Annotated in this window: 17 protein-coding genes; 7 read left to right on the forward strand and 10 right to left on the reverse strand. The window is 39.0% G+C overall.

What is annotated here, in order from left to right; genetic code table 11:
- Positions 1 to 109 precede the first annotated feature (109 nt).
- The 3 genes from VGA95_05060 to VGA95_05070 all read right to left on the reverse strand — a co-directional run bounded on the left by VGA95_05060 (position 110) and on the right by VGA95_05070 (position 2839).
- Entirely contained in the window at positions 110 to 685 is a 576-nt protein-coding gene (locus tag VGA95_05060) for a hypothetical protein (GenBank protein ID HEX9665913.1), read from the reverse strand.
- A gap of 97 nt (positions 686 to 782) precedes the next feature.
- Positions 783 to 2090, reverse strand: coding sequence for an adenylosuccinate lyase (gene purB, locus VGA95_05065; protein HEX9665914.1), 1308 nt, complete (start codon positions 2088 to 2090; stop codon positions 783 to 785).
- A complete protein-coding gene (locus VGA95_05070; protein ID HEX9665915.1) occupies positions 2087 to 2839 on the reverse strand; it encodes an MBL fold metallo-hydrolase in 753 nt (250 codons plus the stop codon). Before VGA95_05070 ends, purB begins: the two co-directional genes overlap by 4 nt.
- 406 nt (positions 2840 to 3245) lie before the next feature.
- Here VGA95_05070 and VGA95_05075 point away from each other — a divergent pair, with 406 nt between their 5' ends.
- Entirely contained in the window at positions 3246 to 3791 is a 546-nt protein-coding gene (locus tag VGA95_05075) for a hypothetical protein (GenBank protein HEX9665916.1), read from the forward strand.
- Between the two features lie 174 nt (positions 3792 to 3965).
- Here VGA95_05075 and VGA95_05080 read toward each other — a convergent pair whose 3' ends face one another.
- Positions 3966 to 4880, reverse strand: a complete 915-nt coding sequence (locus VGA95_05080) for a hypothetical protein (GenBank protein HEX9665917.1) — start codon at positions 4878 to 4880, stop codon at positions 3966 to 3968.
- A gap of 232 nt (positions 4881 to 5112) precedes the next feature.
- On the opposite strand from VGA95_05080, the gene ffh reads away from it, so the two are divergent.
- The 6 genes from ffh to rplS all read left to right on the forward strand — a co-directional run bounded on the left by ffh (position 5113) and on the right by rplS (position 9313).
- Complete coding sequence (gene ffh, locus VGA95_05085) at positions 5113 to 6447, forward strand: signal recognition particle protein (GenBank protein HEX9665918.1); 1335 nt, start codon at positions 5113 to 5115, stop codon at positions 6445 to 6447.
- A 51-nt stretch (positions 6448 to 6498) separates the two neighbouring features.
- Complete coding sequence (rpsP, locus tag VGA95_05090; protein HEX9665919.1) at positions 6499 to 6741, forward strand: 30S ribosomal protein S16; 243 nt, start codon at positions 6499 to 6501, stop codon at positions 6739 to 6741.
- A gap of 62 nt (positions 6742 to 6803) precedes the next feature.
- Positions 6804 to 7043, forward strand: a complete 240-nt coding sequence (locus VGA95_05095; GenBank protein ID HEX9665920.1) for a KH domain-containing protein — start codon at positions 6804 to 6806, stop codon at positions 7041 to 7043.
- A 16-nt stretch (positions 7044 to 7059) separates the two neighbouring features.
- A complete protein-coding gene (rimM, locus tag VGA95_05100) occupies positions 7060 to 7572 on the forward strand; it encodes a ribosome maturation factor RimM (protein ID HEX9665921.1) in 513 nt (170 codons plus the stop codon).
- 43 nt (positions 7573 to 7615) lie between these two features.
- The gene (gene trmD / locus VGA95_05105) at positions 7616 to 8908 is read left to right on the forward strand and encodes a tRNA (guanosine(37)-N1)-methyltransferase TrmD (protein ID HEX9665922.1); all 1293 of its coding nucleotides are present in this window, start codon (positions 7616 to 7618) and stop codon (positions 8906 to 8908) included.
- Positions 8909 to 8929: 21 nt separating this feature from the next.
- The gene (rplS, locus tag VGA95_05110) at positions 8930 to 9313 is read left to right on the forward strand and encodes a 50S ribosomal protein L19 (GenBank protein ID HEX9665923.1); all 384 of its coding nucleotides are present in this window, start codon (positions 8930 to 8932) and stop codon (positions 9311 to 9313) included.
- Positions 9314 to 9443: 130 nt separating this feature from the next.
- On the opposite strand, the gene VGA95_05115 is transcribed toward rplS, so the two are convergent.
- The 6 genes from VGA95_05115 to tolR all read right to left on the reverse strand — a co-directional run bounded on the left by VGA95_05115 (position 9444) and on the right by tolR (position 14934).
- Positions 9444 to 10127: a CDP-alcohol phosphatidyltransferase family protein gene (locus VGA95_05115; protein ID HEX9665924.1), complete on the reverse strand. Its 684-nt coding sequence runs from the start codon at positions 10125 to 10127 to the stop codon at positions 9444 to 9446.
- 67 nt (positions 10128 to 10194) lie between these two features.
- The gene (locus VGA95_05120; protein HEX9665925.1) at positions 10195 to 10950 is read right to left on the reverse strand and encodes an SPOR domain-containing protein; all 756 of its coding nucleotides are present in this window, start codon (positions 10948 to 10950) and stop codon (positions 10195 to 10197) included.
- 4 nt (positions 10951 to 10954) lie between these two features.
- A complete protein-coding gene (gene argS / locus VGA95_05125; protein ID HEX9665926.1) occupies positions 10955 to 12634 on the reverse strand; it encodes an arginine--tRNA ligase in 1680 nt (559 codons plus the stop codon).
- Between the two features lie 85 nt (positions 12635 to 12719).
- On the reverse strand, positions 12720 to 13349 hold the full coding sequence (locus VGA95_05130; GenBank protein HEX9665927.1) for a histidine phosphatase family protein: 630 nt from the start codon (positions 13347 to 13349) through the stop codon (positions 12720 to 12722).
- 59 nt (positions 13350 to 13408) lie between these two features.
- On the reverse strand, positions 13409 to 14476 hold the full coding sequence (gene tolA, locus VGA95_05135) for a cell envelope integrity protein TolA (protein HEX9665928.1): 1068 nt from the start codon (positions 14474 to 14476) through the stop codon (positions 13409 to 13411).
- Positions 14473 to 14934 (reverse strand): protein TolR, encoded by a 462-nt coding sequence (tolR, locus tag VGA95_05140; GenBank protein HEX9665929.1) that lies wholly within the window; start codon positions 14932 to 14934, stop codon positions 14473 to 14475. The genes tolA and tolR overlap by 4 nt, the downstream gene beginning before the upstream one ends.
- Positions 14935 to 14942: the final 8 nt, after the last annotated feature.

Below are 14942 nucleotides of genomic sequence, written 5' to 3' on the forward strand. Positions count from 1 at the left end.
CATCAGCATGGAAGATCATGACTAAACAGAACAACAATGATGATAATAGTGTGCATTTAATAAGCATTCTCTTGCCTCCTAACATTGATTCACTTTATTTTTAAAAGAATTATTTGGTCGGTTTGGCCTTTAAATCAATTAGCTCTCCGCCTAGAATAAGATACCTTCCGTCTTTGGTCATGATAATTGGGATCGGCGTACCCGAGCCAGTCTGCATCTTTCCTTCCTTCATTCCAAAAGGGACTTCTCGAAATGTTGTAGTATCGACATGTTCTCCCAGAATTAGGTACCTGCCGTCTTTAGTCATCATTACGGGGATTGGAATCGTGCCAATTTGGATCTTTCTCTCCGTCATTCCAAATGGTAGATCTTGAAATGTCCTAGTATCAACAGGTTCTCCAAAAATAAGGTATTTCCCATCCTCGCTTATTAGAAAGGGGACATCTCCCGATCCTTTTGGGGTATTTACTTTGAACCGCCCTTGTTTGAAACCGCTTAGAGGAGTTTTATCATATCCACTGACCTCAATTGTAGCGTCATCCGGTACGACATTCCCCATCTTTTCCTTGAGGAAGGCCCTAAGTTCATCCGCTTCCTTTGTAGATATTGTCTGAGCATTTACGTTAGGTTGAAAAACAAAGAAGGTTACTATGACGATTATAGTGAAGACAAATTTATAGTGCATTTTTACCCCCGAGAAATTTCACAAGCGAACAATATAACACCATTTATGGATAAATCAACAAAGATCGATCATTAAGAAACGGTAGCTTTTGATTATTTTATGATTGGATATCCCTTGAAAATACCCTATCAAATATATGATCGACATATTTTAAGTCGTTTTCAATTTTAAAGCACTCATCTAATTCCTCTTTCGATAGATGATTTTTAACATCTTTATCTTTTAACAGGATCTCACGGAAATGCAATCTGGCGTTCCAGGTTTTAATCGCATTTTTTTGGATTATTTCATAAGCCTTTTCTCTTGATAGACCTTTATCTACTAGTTTTAACAGGACTTTTTGCGAATGTATTAGTCCACGGGTTAGGTCCAGGTTTCTTTTGATATTTTTAGGGTATATCTTTGCGGAGTCCAATATATAGGTAAGTCTATTCAGCATAAAATCGAGAAGTATTGTGGCATCGGGTCCAATCACCCTTTCTACTGACGAGTGGCTTATGTCCCGTTCGTGCCATAACGGAATGTTTTCAAGCGAAGTCAGGGCATACGATCGGACAAGCCTAGCTAATCCACAAAGATTTTCCGATAGAATTGGATTCCTCTTGTGGGGCATCGCCGAAGACCCCTTTTGGCCTTCGGTAAATGGTTCTTCCAGTTCCTGAACCTCAGTTCTTTGAAAATGTCTAATATATGTCGCTACTTTCTCAATTGATGTTGCCACTATCGAGAGCGTTAGGAAGTAATCTGCATGAATATCGCGTTGAACTATTTGCGTAGAGATGCTGGCTGGCTTTAGTTTAAGAACTTTGCATGCATATTGTTCTACCTCTGGCGGAATATTGGCATAAGTACCGACGGCGCCGGAGATTTTTCCCACACTGATTATATCCCTAGCCCTGTTCAGTCTGTCCAGGTTTCTGGCCATTTCATCGTACCAGAGGGCAAAAATAAGACCTAGGGTAGTTGGCTCGGCATGTATCCCATGAGTTCTTCCAATTATAGGAGTCATCTTATGTTTGAAAGCGAGTTTCTTCAAGACGCCTTTTAACATTTTCATATCATCAATTAGCAGAGTTGCTGCATCCTTTAATTGGAGGGCGAATGCTGTATCGAGAATATCGGAAGAGGTAAGCCCAAGATGTAGGTATCTCGAATCGTCGCCAATATTCTCGGATAAAGCCGTTAAGAAGGCTAAGACGTCGTGCTTTAAGATTTTTTCGAGTTCATTTATTCGCTCAACATCAATTTTAGCACGTTTACTGATTGTATTAGTGGCCTCTGTCGGAATACGTCCGTATTTAGTCCAGGCTTTGCAAACAGCAATTTCAACACGAAGCCACTGTCGAAATTTGGCTTCTTCACTCCAGATCTTCGACATTTCCTTGCGTGAATATCTTGAAATCAAATGATTAAAACCTCCCCTAAGGTTTTTCTAGGGGCAACCGAAATACTTACTTGATCAGCCCCTGATTTCTCGATTATCGATGAGGCTGCTCTTAATGCGATATCATATCTATTATTGGTCTCGCTTAAGTGTGCGAGTAATAAATAAGAAAGTTCACTGTGTAACAAACCAGCAAAGAGATTTGCAGCTTGTACATTCGATAAATGACCCAGTCTACTCATTATCCTTTGCTTTATTTCCCACGGATAATGGCTTTCCCTGAGAATATTTTCATCGTGGTTGAATTCAATAATCAGAATATTTGATCCTTTTAGTCTTTCTTTGACCAGGCTTGTTGCTGTTCCAATGTCAGTCACAATCCCTAATTTCTTATGATCTGTTTCGATTGTAAATCCAACCGGATCTAATGCATCATGTGGAACAGAAAAAGAGGTGATCAAGACATCATTAATTGAGAAAGAAGAACCGGTGTTGAATTCGTAGAGGTTTTTAACCTTATCTTTCCAGAGGTGTATCGTCGCGGAAGCAACGTACGTGGGATTCTCAATTTTTGGAATTGACATTGCGTGATCTAAGTGTTCGTGTGAAACTATCACAGCGTCTAAATCGGACAATTCCACATCAAGCTTTTTAAGCCTGGCTTTTATCTGCCTTAGGCTTATTCCCGCGTCAATGAGGATCTTTGAAGAATTCGTTTGGATAAAAAGGGAATTACCGGAACTTCCACTAGCTAGTGTACAGACTTTCATAAATTGTCCTTTGAACAGAACGAGATAGTAGTATTAGTATGTGTTTGAACGGTTGTCAAATTTATGCATGAAATTAAATTATATGTTGATTTCGAATATAATTCATTATCTTTGTTAGGATAAAATAAATCAGTGCAAGTAAGTCAGCTAATTGGTAGTTTCAGTGGTGAATTGCCGCTTGATAGTTGAAGATTAGGTATTTTTATTTGAATCTTTTTTCCAAGCATATTTTATCTGAAGTGAAGTTGGTCAGGAAATTATAATGCATTACAGGCAGGAGATTATAGGTTTAGACGGCTTTGTAATACAATCATGTAGCTCCATACGATGATTGATTAATACAAGTCTTATATTAATATTGTATCAATCTGATATATTATCTTCTTAATATGGATGAATGATGAAAATGTCCAAGTTTAATAGATTAAAGATGTTGGGGTTATTTTGGTTGTGCCTTGTTTTTTTGTTTCTGGCTTTTGTGGACTGTGGCGCTTCTAGGACTGTAATTAATAAAAAACCTGAGAGTAAATCGTACAATTACCAAGTAGTGGAGATACCGGATTTCGGTAAGACTGATCAGGAATGGGTTCCGCTTGACTCTTATTCAGAGATACCGGATATGGTAGCTGAAGAGTTGAGGAATAATAATCATTTTCGAAAGATACTACGTACAAAAAGTGATGATTCGTTGGGGGAAAGGATACTGCTGGTTCAAGGAACAATGACTGGTTATGATAGGGGTTGTAAATACTGTGAGTGGTATTCTTTTGGAATTAATGATAAGGGGAAAGGTGTCGTATATGTCGGTATTCAGCTTATCGATAAAAATACAGGTTTGATTATCACGGATGCCGATGTATCTGGGAGAGCTAAGGATCCAGGTTATGGTAGAAGCAAATATATCCGGGTTACAGATGAGATAGTTGATTTGATTCAACATATTAATGATTAGCGCTCTGGCTTTTTATCTATCTGAGTAATTTTTCTTGATGACACTTGGAACTGAGTTAATAAATCTAAGAGAATAAATGAGAGCAATGCTTATATTACGGACGAAGAGTTAATTAATCTAGTGTTCACTTCTTTACAATTCATCCTTGCAGTTGCCATTAGTACTAGTGAATTATTAATCAAGACCTAGTTCTTTCCTCATATCAAGATCAACATTTTTATTTTTATTCCAATAGTCTACGAGTATTGTTTTCTTTATAGTTGCTTTTGTCGTCAGGGACCTCTCGATATTACTCTTGCCGCTTCCGTAAGTTTCTTCCCAAGAAGTTATTTTATACGGAAAGTCCTTAGTGAATTTTATAACCAACGTCCGTCCTTTGCTTTTGTATTGTAGTCTGTAACTCATGAGCTTATCCGAAAAATCGCCAAGTGAAGCCTCTGCGTCTTCAACCTTTAATTCTTCATGTGTAAATCTTGCTACCGTAGCTGCGGGTATAATTTTTATGTCTCCTAATGGTAGACTGCTGGGTTGAATTCTTATTCGCGTCCAGATCTCATCTTCAAGAAATGCCTTTTTCAAAGTAAATTCTCTATCACCTTCAGATTCAAAATAAGAGTTCAAGCGAACCTGATATTCATCGTCCCGTAAGTTTAATTGCATAAACCAATTGCCACACCATTCGTGAGCTGATAGCGTCTCTTTTAGAGAATAAGGATAGTCCCGTATATTAATGGGTGTGAATAGTGAGTCCATCATCGAGTATTGATAAATTCCGGTATTAAACTTCCTTATGAAGTTTAGCTTCAAAACCTTTACCGCGTCTTCTTTATCACGGATTGGATTATCGAGTTTTACGTGTTTATTTAATGAAAGATCCTCCGTCACAAATATCAACACGGCATTTCCGCTGTGCCTTTCACCATATCGTGCTTGTTGTAATTCATAGCTCGTTATCTCGGCTTTTCCCACGTACCAATAGTCCTTAAACTCCCTAGAGTCATGACTTTCCTCGGTTAGTCCTAGTACACCGAAGAAAAAAAATATAAAAAATAATGAGATACTGAATTTCGAGAACCTGTGTGTAAACATAAGACACTTCCTCCTTTAAAAAAACTTCGAATTATTCCATTGTCACAATCATACTGAAGTCTAAAATAATCTGAAAGAATTTTGGATTTTGGCAACATCAGATCATATTATAATAATAGAAATATTTCTATTGTTATTAATATCTTAGAACACACGTAAACATTTGACTTTTAACATATCATATGCTAATTATTATTGTTTCGTTTTAATAAAGTGTTTCTTCTAAGAGTCAATGTTCGAGGGGATATCAGAAAAGCTAAGTCATACCCTAAAGAAAGTTAGGGGGTATGGAAAGCTAAGCGAGCAGAATATTCAGGATGCAATACGCGAAGTGCGTCTGAATCTCCTTGAAGCCGATGTTCATTTCAAAGTAGTAAGGGACTTTATCGAGTCTGTAAAGGCAAGGGCATTGGGGCAAGAGGTTCTACAGAGTCTCACGCCCGGACAACAATTCATAAAGATAGTTTACGAAGAGCTAGTAACACTACTTGGCGAACATAGCTCAGAGCTAGATCTTAGAACAACACCCCCTGTCATCATAATGCTCGTAGGGCTGCAAGGTTCAGGTAAGACCACCTCAATTGCAAAGCTAGCTAAGACGCTAAAAGAAAAATTAAAAAGAAACCCATACCTTGTTCCTGCAGATGTGTATAGGCCAGCGGCCATCGATCAACTAAAGGTTCTCGCTGATCAGGTTGGAGCGGGAGTTTACAATACTCAGCCTGGAGGAAACCCGGTAGAAATTTGCAAAGATGCACTGAAAGCCGCTCAATACGGTGGATACGATGTACTACTAATTGATACTGCGGGAAGACTACATGTTGATACCGAGCTAATGGAGGAGTTGAAAAACATTAAGGCTCAGATAAATCCTCATGAAATTTTGCTCGTAGCAGATGCTATGACAGGTCAGGATGCAGTAAATGTTTCGACAAGCTTTAATGAGGCTCTCGATATCAGTGGTACTCTTCTTACAAAGATAGATGGTGACGCAAGGGGTGGGGCCGCACTATCAATCAAATCTGTTACCGGAAAGCCAATAAAGTATTTTGGTACCGGGGAAAAACTCGACGCACTGGAGGTTTTTCATCCCGAAAGAATAGCATCTCGAATCCTGGGTATGGGTGATATGCTCAGTTTCATTGAAAAGGCTCAAGCGGCTTTTGAGGAGAAACAGGCTCAAGAGATAGCAAAGAAAATTCTCAAGAAGGAGTTCTCAATTGAGGATTTTAGAGAGGCAATGCTTGCTATGGGAAAGCTGGGACCGATTGAAAGCATGGCCGATATGATTCCTGGGATGAAAAAAATTATTAAGAACCCCAGAGCTATGGAAATGGCTGAAAAGGAAATCAAAAAGACGATCGCGATTATCGATTCTATGACGCCTAAGGAAAGGCTAAACCATATAATTCTGAACGGCAGCAGACGTAGGAGAATTGCAAAGGGCAGTGGTACTCGTGTAGAAGATGTCAACCGGATGATTAAAAATTATATGCAAATGCGTAATATGATGAAAAACATGGGGAAGATGGGTAGTCTTGCTAAGAGGTTGATGAGAGTTGTTTAAAGATACATTGTTACCCTAAATTTTCCTAAGTTAAATGAATTAAGGAGGTTAATGAGTTTGGTTAGAATTAGACTTATGAGGTTGGGTTCAAATAAGAAGCCATTTTACAGAATAGTTGCCGCAGATGCGCGTTCACCAAGGGACGGTAAATTCCTTGAAATTTTGGGGTCTTACGATCCAAGAAAAACCCCTCATCTACTAGAAGTAGATACAGAGAGGGTAAAGAATTGGCTAGATAATGGTGCTAAACCTACAAACCGGGTGGAGAAATTACTTTCAAAGCTCATGCAGTGATGAGTGTGATTATTAAGGTTAAGCTTGAAGAGGAATTCAGTCATAAAGCAGGAGGTAGTTAAATGGATAAACTTAAGGAGCTTGTTATTCACATAGCGCAATCACTTGTAGATTTCCCTGAGCAAGTAGAGGTAAAGGAAGTGACTGGGGAGCAGACTGCAGTATTGGAACTCAAAGTTGCGCAAGAGGATCTTGGTAAGATAATTGGTAAACAGGGAAAAACAGCCAAGGCGATACGGACGATACTCGGTGCTGCAGCTGCAAAGCTGAGAAAACGCGCCGTGCTGGAGATTCTGGAATAAAGATAATTGTATTAATGTGAATGAGCTATTACCTCTTGGAAGGATTTCGAAACCTCACGGTTTAAATGGTGAAGTTAGGGTTTTTTTATACAGCGGGAATTTAGATAGTATTACTAAGGTAAACAGGCTATTTATTTACCAGAAGGAACATGAAAAACCGGTAGAATTTAAGATTACCAGTTTAAGAATTCAGAATAATACGACCATAATTGGGCTTGAGGGAATTAATACAATTGAAGAGGCCTCAGAGCTTCGGGGTTCAATTGTAATGGTTGACAAATGCGACCTCCCTGAACCAAAAGAAGATGAATACTACTGGTTCCAATTAATTGGGCTTAATGTTGTTACGATAGAAGGGAAGTTTATAGGCACGGTTAAAAACTTGATTGACAGAGTGCCGCAGGCCTTGTTAGTAGTGGAGAATAATGAGAAGGAATTTCTAATACCAATGGTTGATACGATCGTACAAGGAGTTAAGCTTGAAGAATCGGAGGTGATAATCACACCTATAGAAGGCCTTTTTGATTGAAACCTTAATTTATTTAAAATTCCCCTCCCAACTGCGAAAAAAAATGAAGTTTGACGTAATCACAATCTTTCCCCAATTCTTTGATTCGCTCTTTTCTGTCGGAATCCTTAATAGGGCGCAGGAAAGGGGCATCATAAAAATTAATACGCACAATCTAAGAATCTATACTAGGGACAAGCGAAGATCAGTTGATGACAGACCCTACGGTGGTGGTAGCGGCATGGTATTCAAGCCGACCCCTTTAGCCAGAGCCATAGAATCAATAAAGAACGAAGATTTGAAATCAGTTGTAATACTCACAACACCCCATGGGGAAGTTTTCTCAGATAGGATTGCGAAGGAAGTCTCTGAATTTGAGCAGGTAATCATTATATGTGGAAGATATGAAGGCGTCGACGAGAGAATAAGGGAAAAGTACGTGGAGAGAGAAATATCTATCGGTGATTACGTACTTTCAGGAGGTGAGTATGCGGCGTCAGTGATAATTGACGCTATATCAAGATTTGTACCAGGTGTATTAGGCAATGAGGCTTCCCCTTATCACGATTCATTCAATGAGTGCTTACTTGAACATCCTCAGTATACCCGGCCTCATGTTTTTAGAGGGAAAAGGGTACCTCAGATTCTCCTCAGTGGAAATCATAAGGCAATAAAAAAGTGGAGACGGCTGGAAAGTATAACGAGAACGCTTTCTCGAAAGCCTTATCTTATTGACAGGACAAACCTGACATTTGAAGAAATAAACCACGTAGAGAGGCTCATAGATAAAGATCCTAGGCGTACAAAAGTGTACGTTGCATTAGTTCATTATCCCGTATACAATAAAACGTTTAAAAAGATAACTACGGCATTCACGAATCTAGATGTTCATGATATGTCAAGGGTATGCAAAACCTATGGTGTAAAGGGTTTTTATTTAGTACAACCTGTCTACGAACAGCAAAAATTAGTCGAAGCGGTGCTGAGCCACTGGATCAAGGGGCCGGGCTCTTCATTCAACCCCACGAGGACTGACGCTTTAAGACTAGTTTCGATAAGGAGCTCAATTGATGAAGCCGTCGACCAGATTGAAAAACAAGAAGGTTTGAAACCGAAAGTGGTAGTAACGGATGCTAGGCATAGAAATTGTACGATTGGTTATCAGGAACTCAGAGAAAAAATACAAAAGGGAACCGAGCCATATTTAATACTGTTTGGGACAGGATGGGGTATAGTCAATGAAGTTTTGGAGAGTGCGGATTATGTTCTTAAACCAATCGTAGGTTATACGAATTACAATCATCTCTCAGTAAGGAGTGCTGCAGCAATTGTGTTAGATAGGTTACTATCAATCTAGTTATCAATAAGGAGAGTTGAAATGAACGTTATAGATGAACTTGAAAAACCACTGTTAAGGAGTGACTTGGCAAAATTTCGCCCCGGAGACACAATAGCAGTTCATTACAAAATCAAAGAAGGCGACAGGGAAAGAATTCAGATTTTTGAGGGGGTGGTAATCGCAAAAAAGGGTGGTGGTTTGAGGGAGACATTTACTGTACGAAAGGTTTCTTATGGGGTGGGTGTCGAGAGAATTTTCCCGGTTCATTCTCCACTTATAGAGAAAATAAAAATCAAAAGGAAGGGGAAAGTTCGACGGGCAAAGCTATATTATCTCAGGGGAAGATCGAAAAAGGCAAGCAGAATAAAAGAAAGTACAACATTTGAAGAAAAAAGAGTTTCCAATAATCAATCTGAAGAGTAGTCGGACTTTATGTTCTTAACAGATGTTATTGTGTGTTGGGCTAATACCTGGTTTCTTATGACACTTGATAACAGATAAGAATCAAAAGGCTGTATCAATTTGAGCCAGACTTTGGCTTGCAATCGCCTTGTCAAACTTTTAGTTTCCTCATAACGTGAACCATTCTCTGAATAGCTGTATATAAGGAAAACACCAATAGCAATATCAATGCAAACTTTAATGAGATATCTCGAGGGTTGTATCCAATCGCTGAAGAAAATAAATTCACAAAAAAGTTTAAAAGTGAAAAGAGGCCCAAATATACAACACGTTCTGTTCTTTGCATTACCCCGACCTCACATTCGATTCCTAGGCCTTCTGCCCTCGCGCGTGTATAGCTGACCATCATTGTTGAAACCAGAATAAAGAAAACGACATAGGGGAAAATGGTTCCTTGAAAGTAACTTAACAAACCGAGGTATATGAAGGCCTCAGCAAATCTGTCCAGACAGGAATCGAAAAAAGCACCGTGTTTACTGGATAAACCCTGAGCCCTTGCCACGCGTCCATCAAAAATATCAAATGTTGAGCCAGCGAGCAGCAAAATTCCGGCTATAAAAGCCCAACCGAAATGAAAAGATATCCCGGTAAGGATTGAAACCAACAAAGTTGTAATTGTGAGTACATTTGGGTGAATTTTTTTTTCAATAAGATAATCCTCTATTGGGCGTATTAAAATTATCCACCAATTCTTAATTCCACTTCCTAGGAGGCTAGTGGAGGCCGGTCCTTTTCCACCCTTTGATCTATCAACTACTTCTTCGGGAACAGACATAATAAGAAAGGCCCCTTTTCTTTTATTAAAGTTTAACTCCACAATTTTCCAATCTTACGATATATCGCTAATCGTTCATGGTGATATATGCCGATTTGATAAAAGGTTCTAACTTCTTGAGGTTTTCAACATAAAGATAAGCTTTCTCTCTTGTACCAAAAGTACCGATCCTAACCCTGTAACTGGCACCATAACCAGGTATTACAACCTTTTTGACGAAGGCTGGATATCGTTTAAGTTTTAGGGAATTCAAGATTTGTACTGCCGCCTTCTCCTCCAGGAATGAACCTACTTGGACGGTATATTTCCCGTCTGGTTCAATCGGGGGTAGTGATGTTAATTCCTCGCGTCTTTTGTCAATCGCTGCTGTATCACTTATTTTTTGATCTTTAGTGTCTGACGATGTTGGCTCTTTGTCAACGGCTTCCGCAGTAACCTTCTTGTCATCTATTTCGGCCGATGAAGAGCCGGTTGATTGAGGAGTTGACCCATCCGTTTTTATTTCCCCAGTTTTGCTAGCGACTCCTGATGCTTTTTCATTTTCGTTAGGAAACTTACGGTCCTCACTACTAATTCCGTTGCCGTTAATTGTCTCTGTTTGCTCAACAAGGAAAGTTTCTTGACCATCCTCTGTTATATTTCCACCTATACCGGTTTTTATATCAATATTTTTTGATACATCATCTAAACGGCTATCCCTGGACTTACCTATCTGTTTTCCAACTATCACACCTAAACTGAAAGAAAAGACAAAAAAGATCAAAAAGCCTAAGAAAAAGTAGACGATCTGTCTGTTTCCTGGATTTTTCGTCAAGTCACTCATATTGTTACATTCTCTCAGGTGCACTGACTCCTAGCAATCTCAGACCGTTTGACAGGACCGTCTTGATACAGTCAATAAAAAACAGTCTGGCACTACTTAACTCCGGGTTATCTGTAATTATTCTATACTTGTTGTAATAAACATGAAAGTCAGAGGCTATGTTTTGCAAGTAAAAAGCAATTTTGTGTGGAGAAAGAGACAACGCACTATCCATTATTACTTCTGAAAACTGGAGTAGCTTATTTGTTATATCAATCTCTTCAGGAAGATTTAGTAGTTTCAAAAACTCGCTTGAAGGGTATACTCTCCTAGCCAATGCATTTTCAAATACACTACCAATTCGGGCATGTGCATATTGAATATAATAAACCGGATTTTCACTGGATTGTTTCTTCGCTAAGTCAAGATCAAAATCAAGGTGACTGTCTGAGCTTCTCATAAGTAGGAAGAATCTTGTAACATCGCGACCGACCTCTTTTACCACATCACGCATGGTAACATAGCTACCAGAACGTTTTGACATCGACGCCTCCTTACCCTCGGTCAACAGTCTAACAAACTGAATTAATACTACCCTAAGATAAGAGTCATCAAACCCTAAAGCCCTCATTGCTGCCTTGATACGATTCACATGGCCATGATGATCAGCGCCCCAGACGTTTATCAATTTACCGAATCCCCTCTTCATCTTTCCATAATGATATGCAATATCAGAAACGAAATATGTATAACTTCCGTCTTTCTTTACAAGAACCCAGTCTTGGGAATCACCAAATTTAGATGCCTCGAACCAAATAGCACCATCCTTATGACTTATCACTCCTCTCTCATCCAGTTTATGTAAAATTACGTCTATTAAATTTTCATTATCTTTGTTACGAATTGGACTATACAGCTCGTCCCTCTCGCTATACCACGTATCAAATGATGCACCAATTAATTTCAGGTCTTCCCTTATTTCCTCCAATAGTATGTTCATTGCATAATCCTTACAAAACGCGATAGAATCTCCCTTGTTTGATTCATCTGCCAGAAGAGCATCACCCTTCTCGTTTTTTATCTTTAGGGCTATGTCTTTAATATAATCGCCCTCGTATCCGTCCTCTAAGCTCTCATTCTTGATACCGAATAATTCCTCATATCTCCGATAGACGGAATGGCCAAGAAGCTCAATCTGCCTTCCGGCATCGTTAATGAAGAATTCCCTCGTAACATTATAACCGATGGCATTTAACAGATTTGATATTGCATCCCCGACGCAGGCGTTCCTGGCATGACCCATGTGAAGATATCCAGTGGGATTTGCACTCACAAATTCTACGAGCACCCTTTCCCCTTTGCCCAGTGTTGAAAGGCCATAGCCCACTCCAAGCCTCTCGATTTCAGTCAATTTACTAATAATTGCAAGTTCTTTGACGAAGAAGTTTATGAAACCGGCACCTGCGATTTCCACCCTCTTGAAAAGGCTTTTCCCGTCTTCAGGAAGATTGTGAATAATCAGCCCTGCAACTTCACGTGGATTTTTCCCTACATTTTTTGCTAATATCAAAGCGATATTAGTCGAAAAGTCACCAAATTCCCTCTTCTTAGGTACCTCTAACTCTATCCTAATATCCATGTGCTCGATATCTAAACCTAGATTGTCTAAAGACTTGTGGACTGCTTCTCTTATTTCCTCTTTCATTCGTTCTTTAAAAATACACCTTAATTTGCAAGTTACAATTCTTTAATAGAAGTAGAATGAATGTTACGGAAAGAAGATTTAATAACTAAAAAGTCAGAGATTCAGGACTTAGATGAGTCGTGTCATTTTGTAGATCGATCTTGAAACTCCCTTTATTTATACTTACGACATTCTTTGATGCCGCTTTAATTTTGAAATTAAAAAAGTCCCTTAGTCCGATTCCCTTGAATTTACAGAGGAGAGTAATAATTGTAAAATTATGGCTTACAGCCACGACATTCTGGTTATGGTGTGTCTTAATTATTCTCTGAACGCTCTTCCAAGCCCTTTCCTGAACCTCTTTGAGCGTTTCACCCCCGGGTATTCTTACGGATTCAGGATCCTTCCTCCATTGGGTGAGCAATTCTGAATATAATTCCCTAATTTCAGTAAATGAGAGTCCTTCAAAATTACCCTGATTCATTTCTCTTAAATCAGGATCAACATTTATCGAAAGATTATGAAATTTAGCTATTTCGACAGCGGTATCTTTAGCCCTTCGGAGATCACTGGAATAGACAGCAGATATATCCTCACTCTTTAGTGACTTTGCCAGTTCGTTAATTTGCCTTCTTCCGTTCTGGTTTAGCTCGATGTCCGAAAATCCCTGGCATTTTTCAGTTAAATTCCAATTTGTCTCACCGTGACGAATAAGAATTAGATTTATTATCTTCAAACCTCCTTCCAAACAATAATTACCACATTATTATAATTGATAACAGGTGAGTTTTACATCTAAGACGGATCATTTGTAAAAGGTATTAAGAATCCAACGGTTTTAGCCTGTTCCATCAACTCAGGAGGCGGAGGAGTGAGCGGGGCTGACTTATAGATTGCCTTAATGCATAAATCATCGAATGCTGGATTACCAGAAGACTCATTGACTCTAACGTCATAAACCTTCCCACTCTCATTGATTTTGAAGAAGACAAACGTTTCTAATTTTCCATCCGTCGGTATATTTGGGGGAATCTTATAATGTTGCCTTATTTCATTACGTATTCTCTCTAGGAACAAATTGGTTACTACTGCGTTGGTTCCTCCACCAAGTGGACTTCCACCCAATTGCCCTCTCCCACTATTTGACTTTCTTTCTGATTTTTCGGTGGTGTTGGCTTTTGCTACTACCTTTTCATCCGTAACCCCTTGTTTTTTCTGGAGTTCCTCTAATACACTTCGTCTCTTTTCCTCTTCAACGTTTTCTTGAATGTCTTTTAATACCTTTGATTTTTCATTTTCTAAATCAGGTTTTTCTTTCTTTTTGGTTGCCTGTGTTTTGTTTACCTCAGGGGCTTTTGTCGGTTTTGGCTCTTTCTCAGCCGCTTTCACCTCTTTCTTTGTTTCTAATGCCACTAGATTTTTATCCTTAGGCTCCTCGTTTTTCTGTTCCTCTTGTTTTTTAGGTTCTTCCTTCTTCTCTTCTTTTTTTACAGCTTTCGGAGGTGGTTTTATTTCCTTTTCCGCCTTTTTTGGTTCAACCATCGGCTTTTCGACTTTTTTCAGCTTTTCTTTATTTGACTCATCCTTTGGTCCCTCCACTACCTTTTTTTCTTCCCTCTTAGGCTGTTTTTGAACTTCCTCCTTTACTTGAGAGGCTTTAATTTCTTTGTTGCCCTCTGTGTCAGTTAATTCTGAAAGGGATACCAGTCTTCCCTCGATGAAATTTGGTTGGGCTGAATAATTAGAACTGCCAAATCCCCAAAACATAATAAGTAGGAAGATAAATACGTGAAATGCTACGGATAGAACTACACCCCAAAACCAATTAATACCCCCACTGGTACCGCCGTTAGGTAAACTCATTTATAATCTGTTTTGAATTGGAAGTTATTAGACGAGGGTGGCTCAGTAATAAGGCCTATTTTATTTACACCAGCCTTTTTAATTTCAGCCATTATTTCCATGACCGTACCATAAGGTACGTTAGAATCTGCCCTTAGAAATACATCTTCTTCCTCCAATTCTTTACCCTGGTTTCTAATAAGTGACCTAATCTCCAACTTTAATTCAGAGAGCGGGTATTTCTTCTTTTCTATGTAAATCTCTCCATTTTCGTTCAGGGTAATAACTATCTTTTTTTCCCTTTCAGCCGCGGGCATGGGTCTCGATTCAACCTTAGGGAGATTGATTTCGACACCCTGGTACAAGATAGGAGCTGTAACCATGAAAATTACTAGAAGAACAAGCATAACGTCCACAAAAGGAGTGACGTTTATTTCAGAAAGAACGGAACGTCCATTATTATTGCCGCTTATAGCCATAGATTCAT

This window comes from Thermodesulfobacteriota bacterium (assembly GCA_036397855.1).
Classification (GTDB): Bacteria; Desulfobacterota_D; UBA1144; order Nemesobacterales; family CSP1-2; genus DASWID01.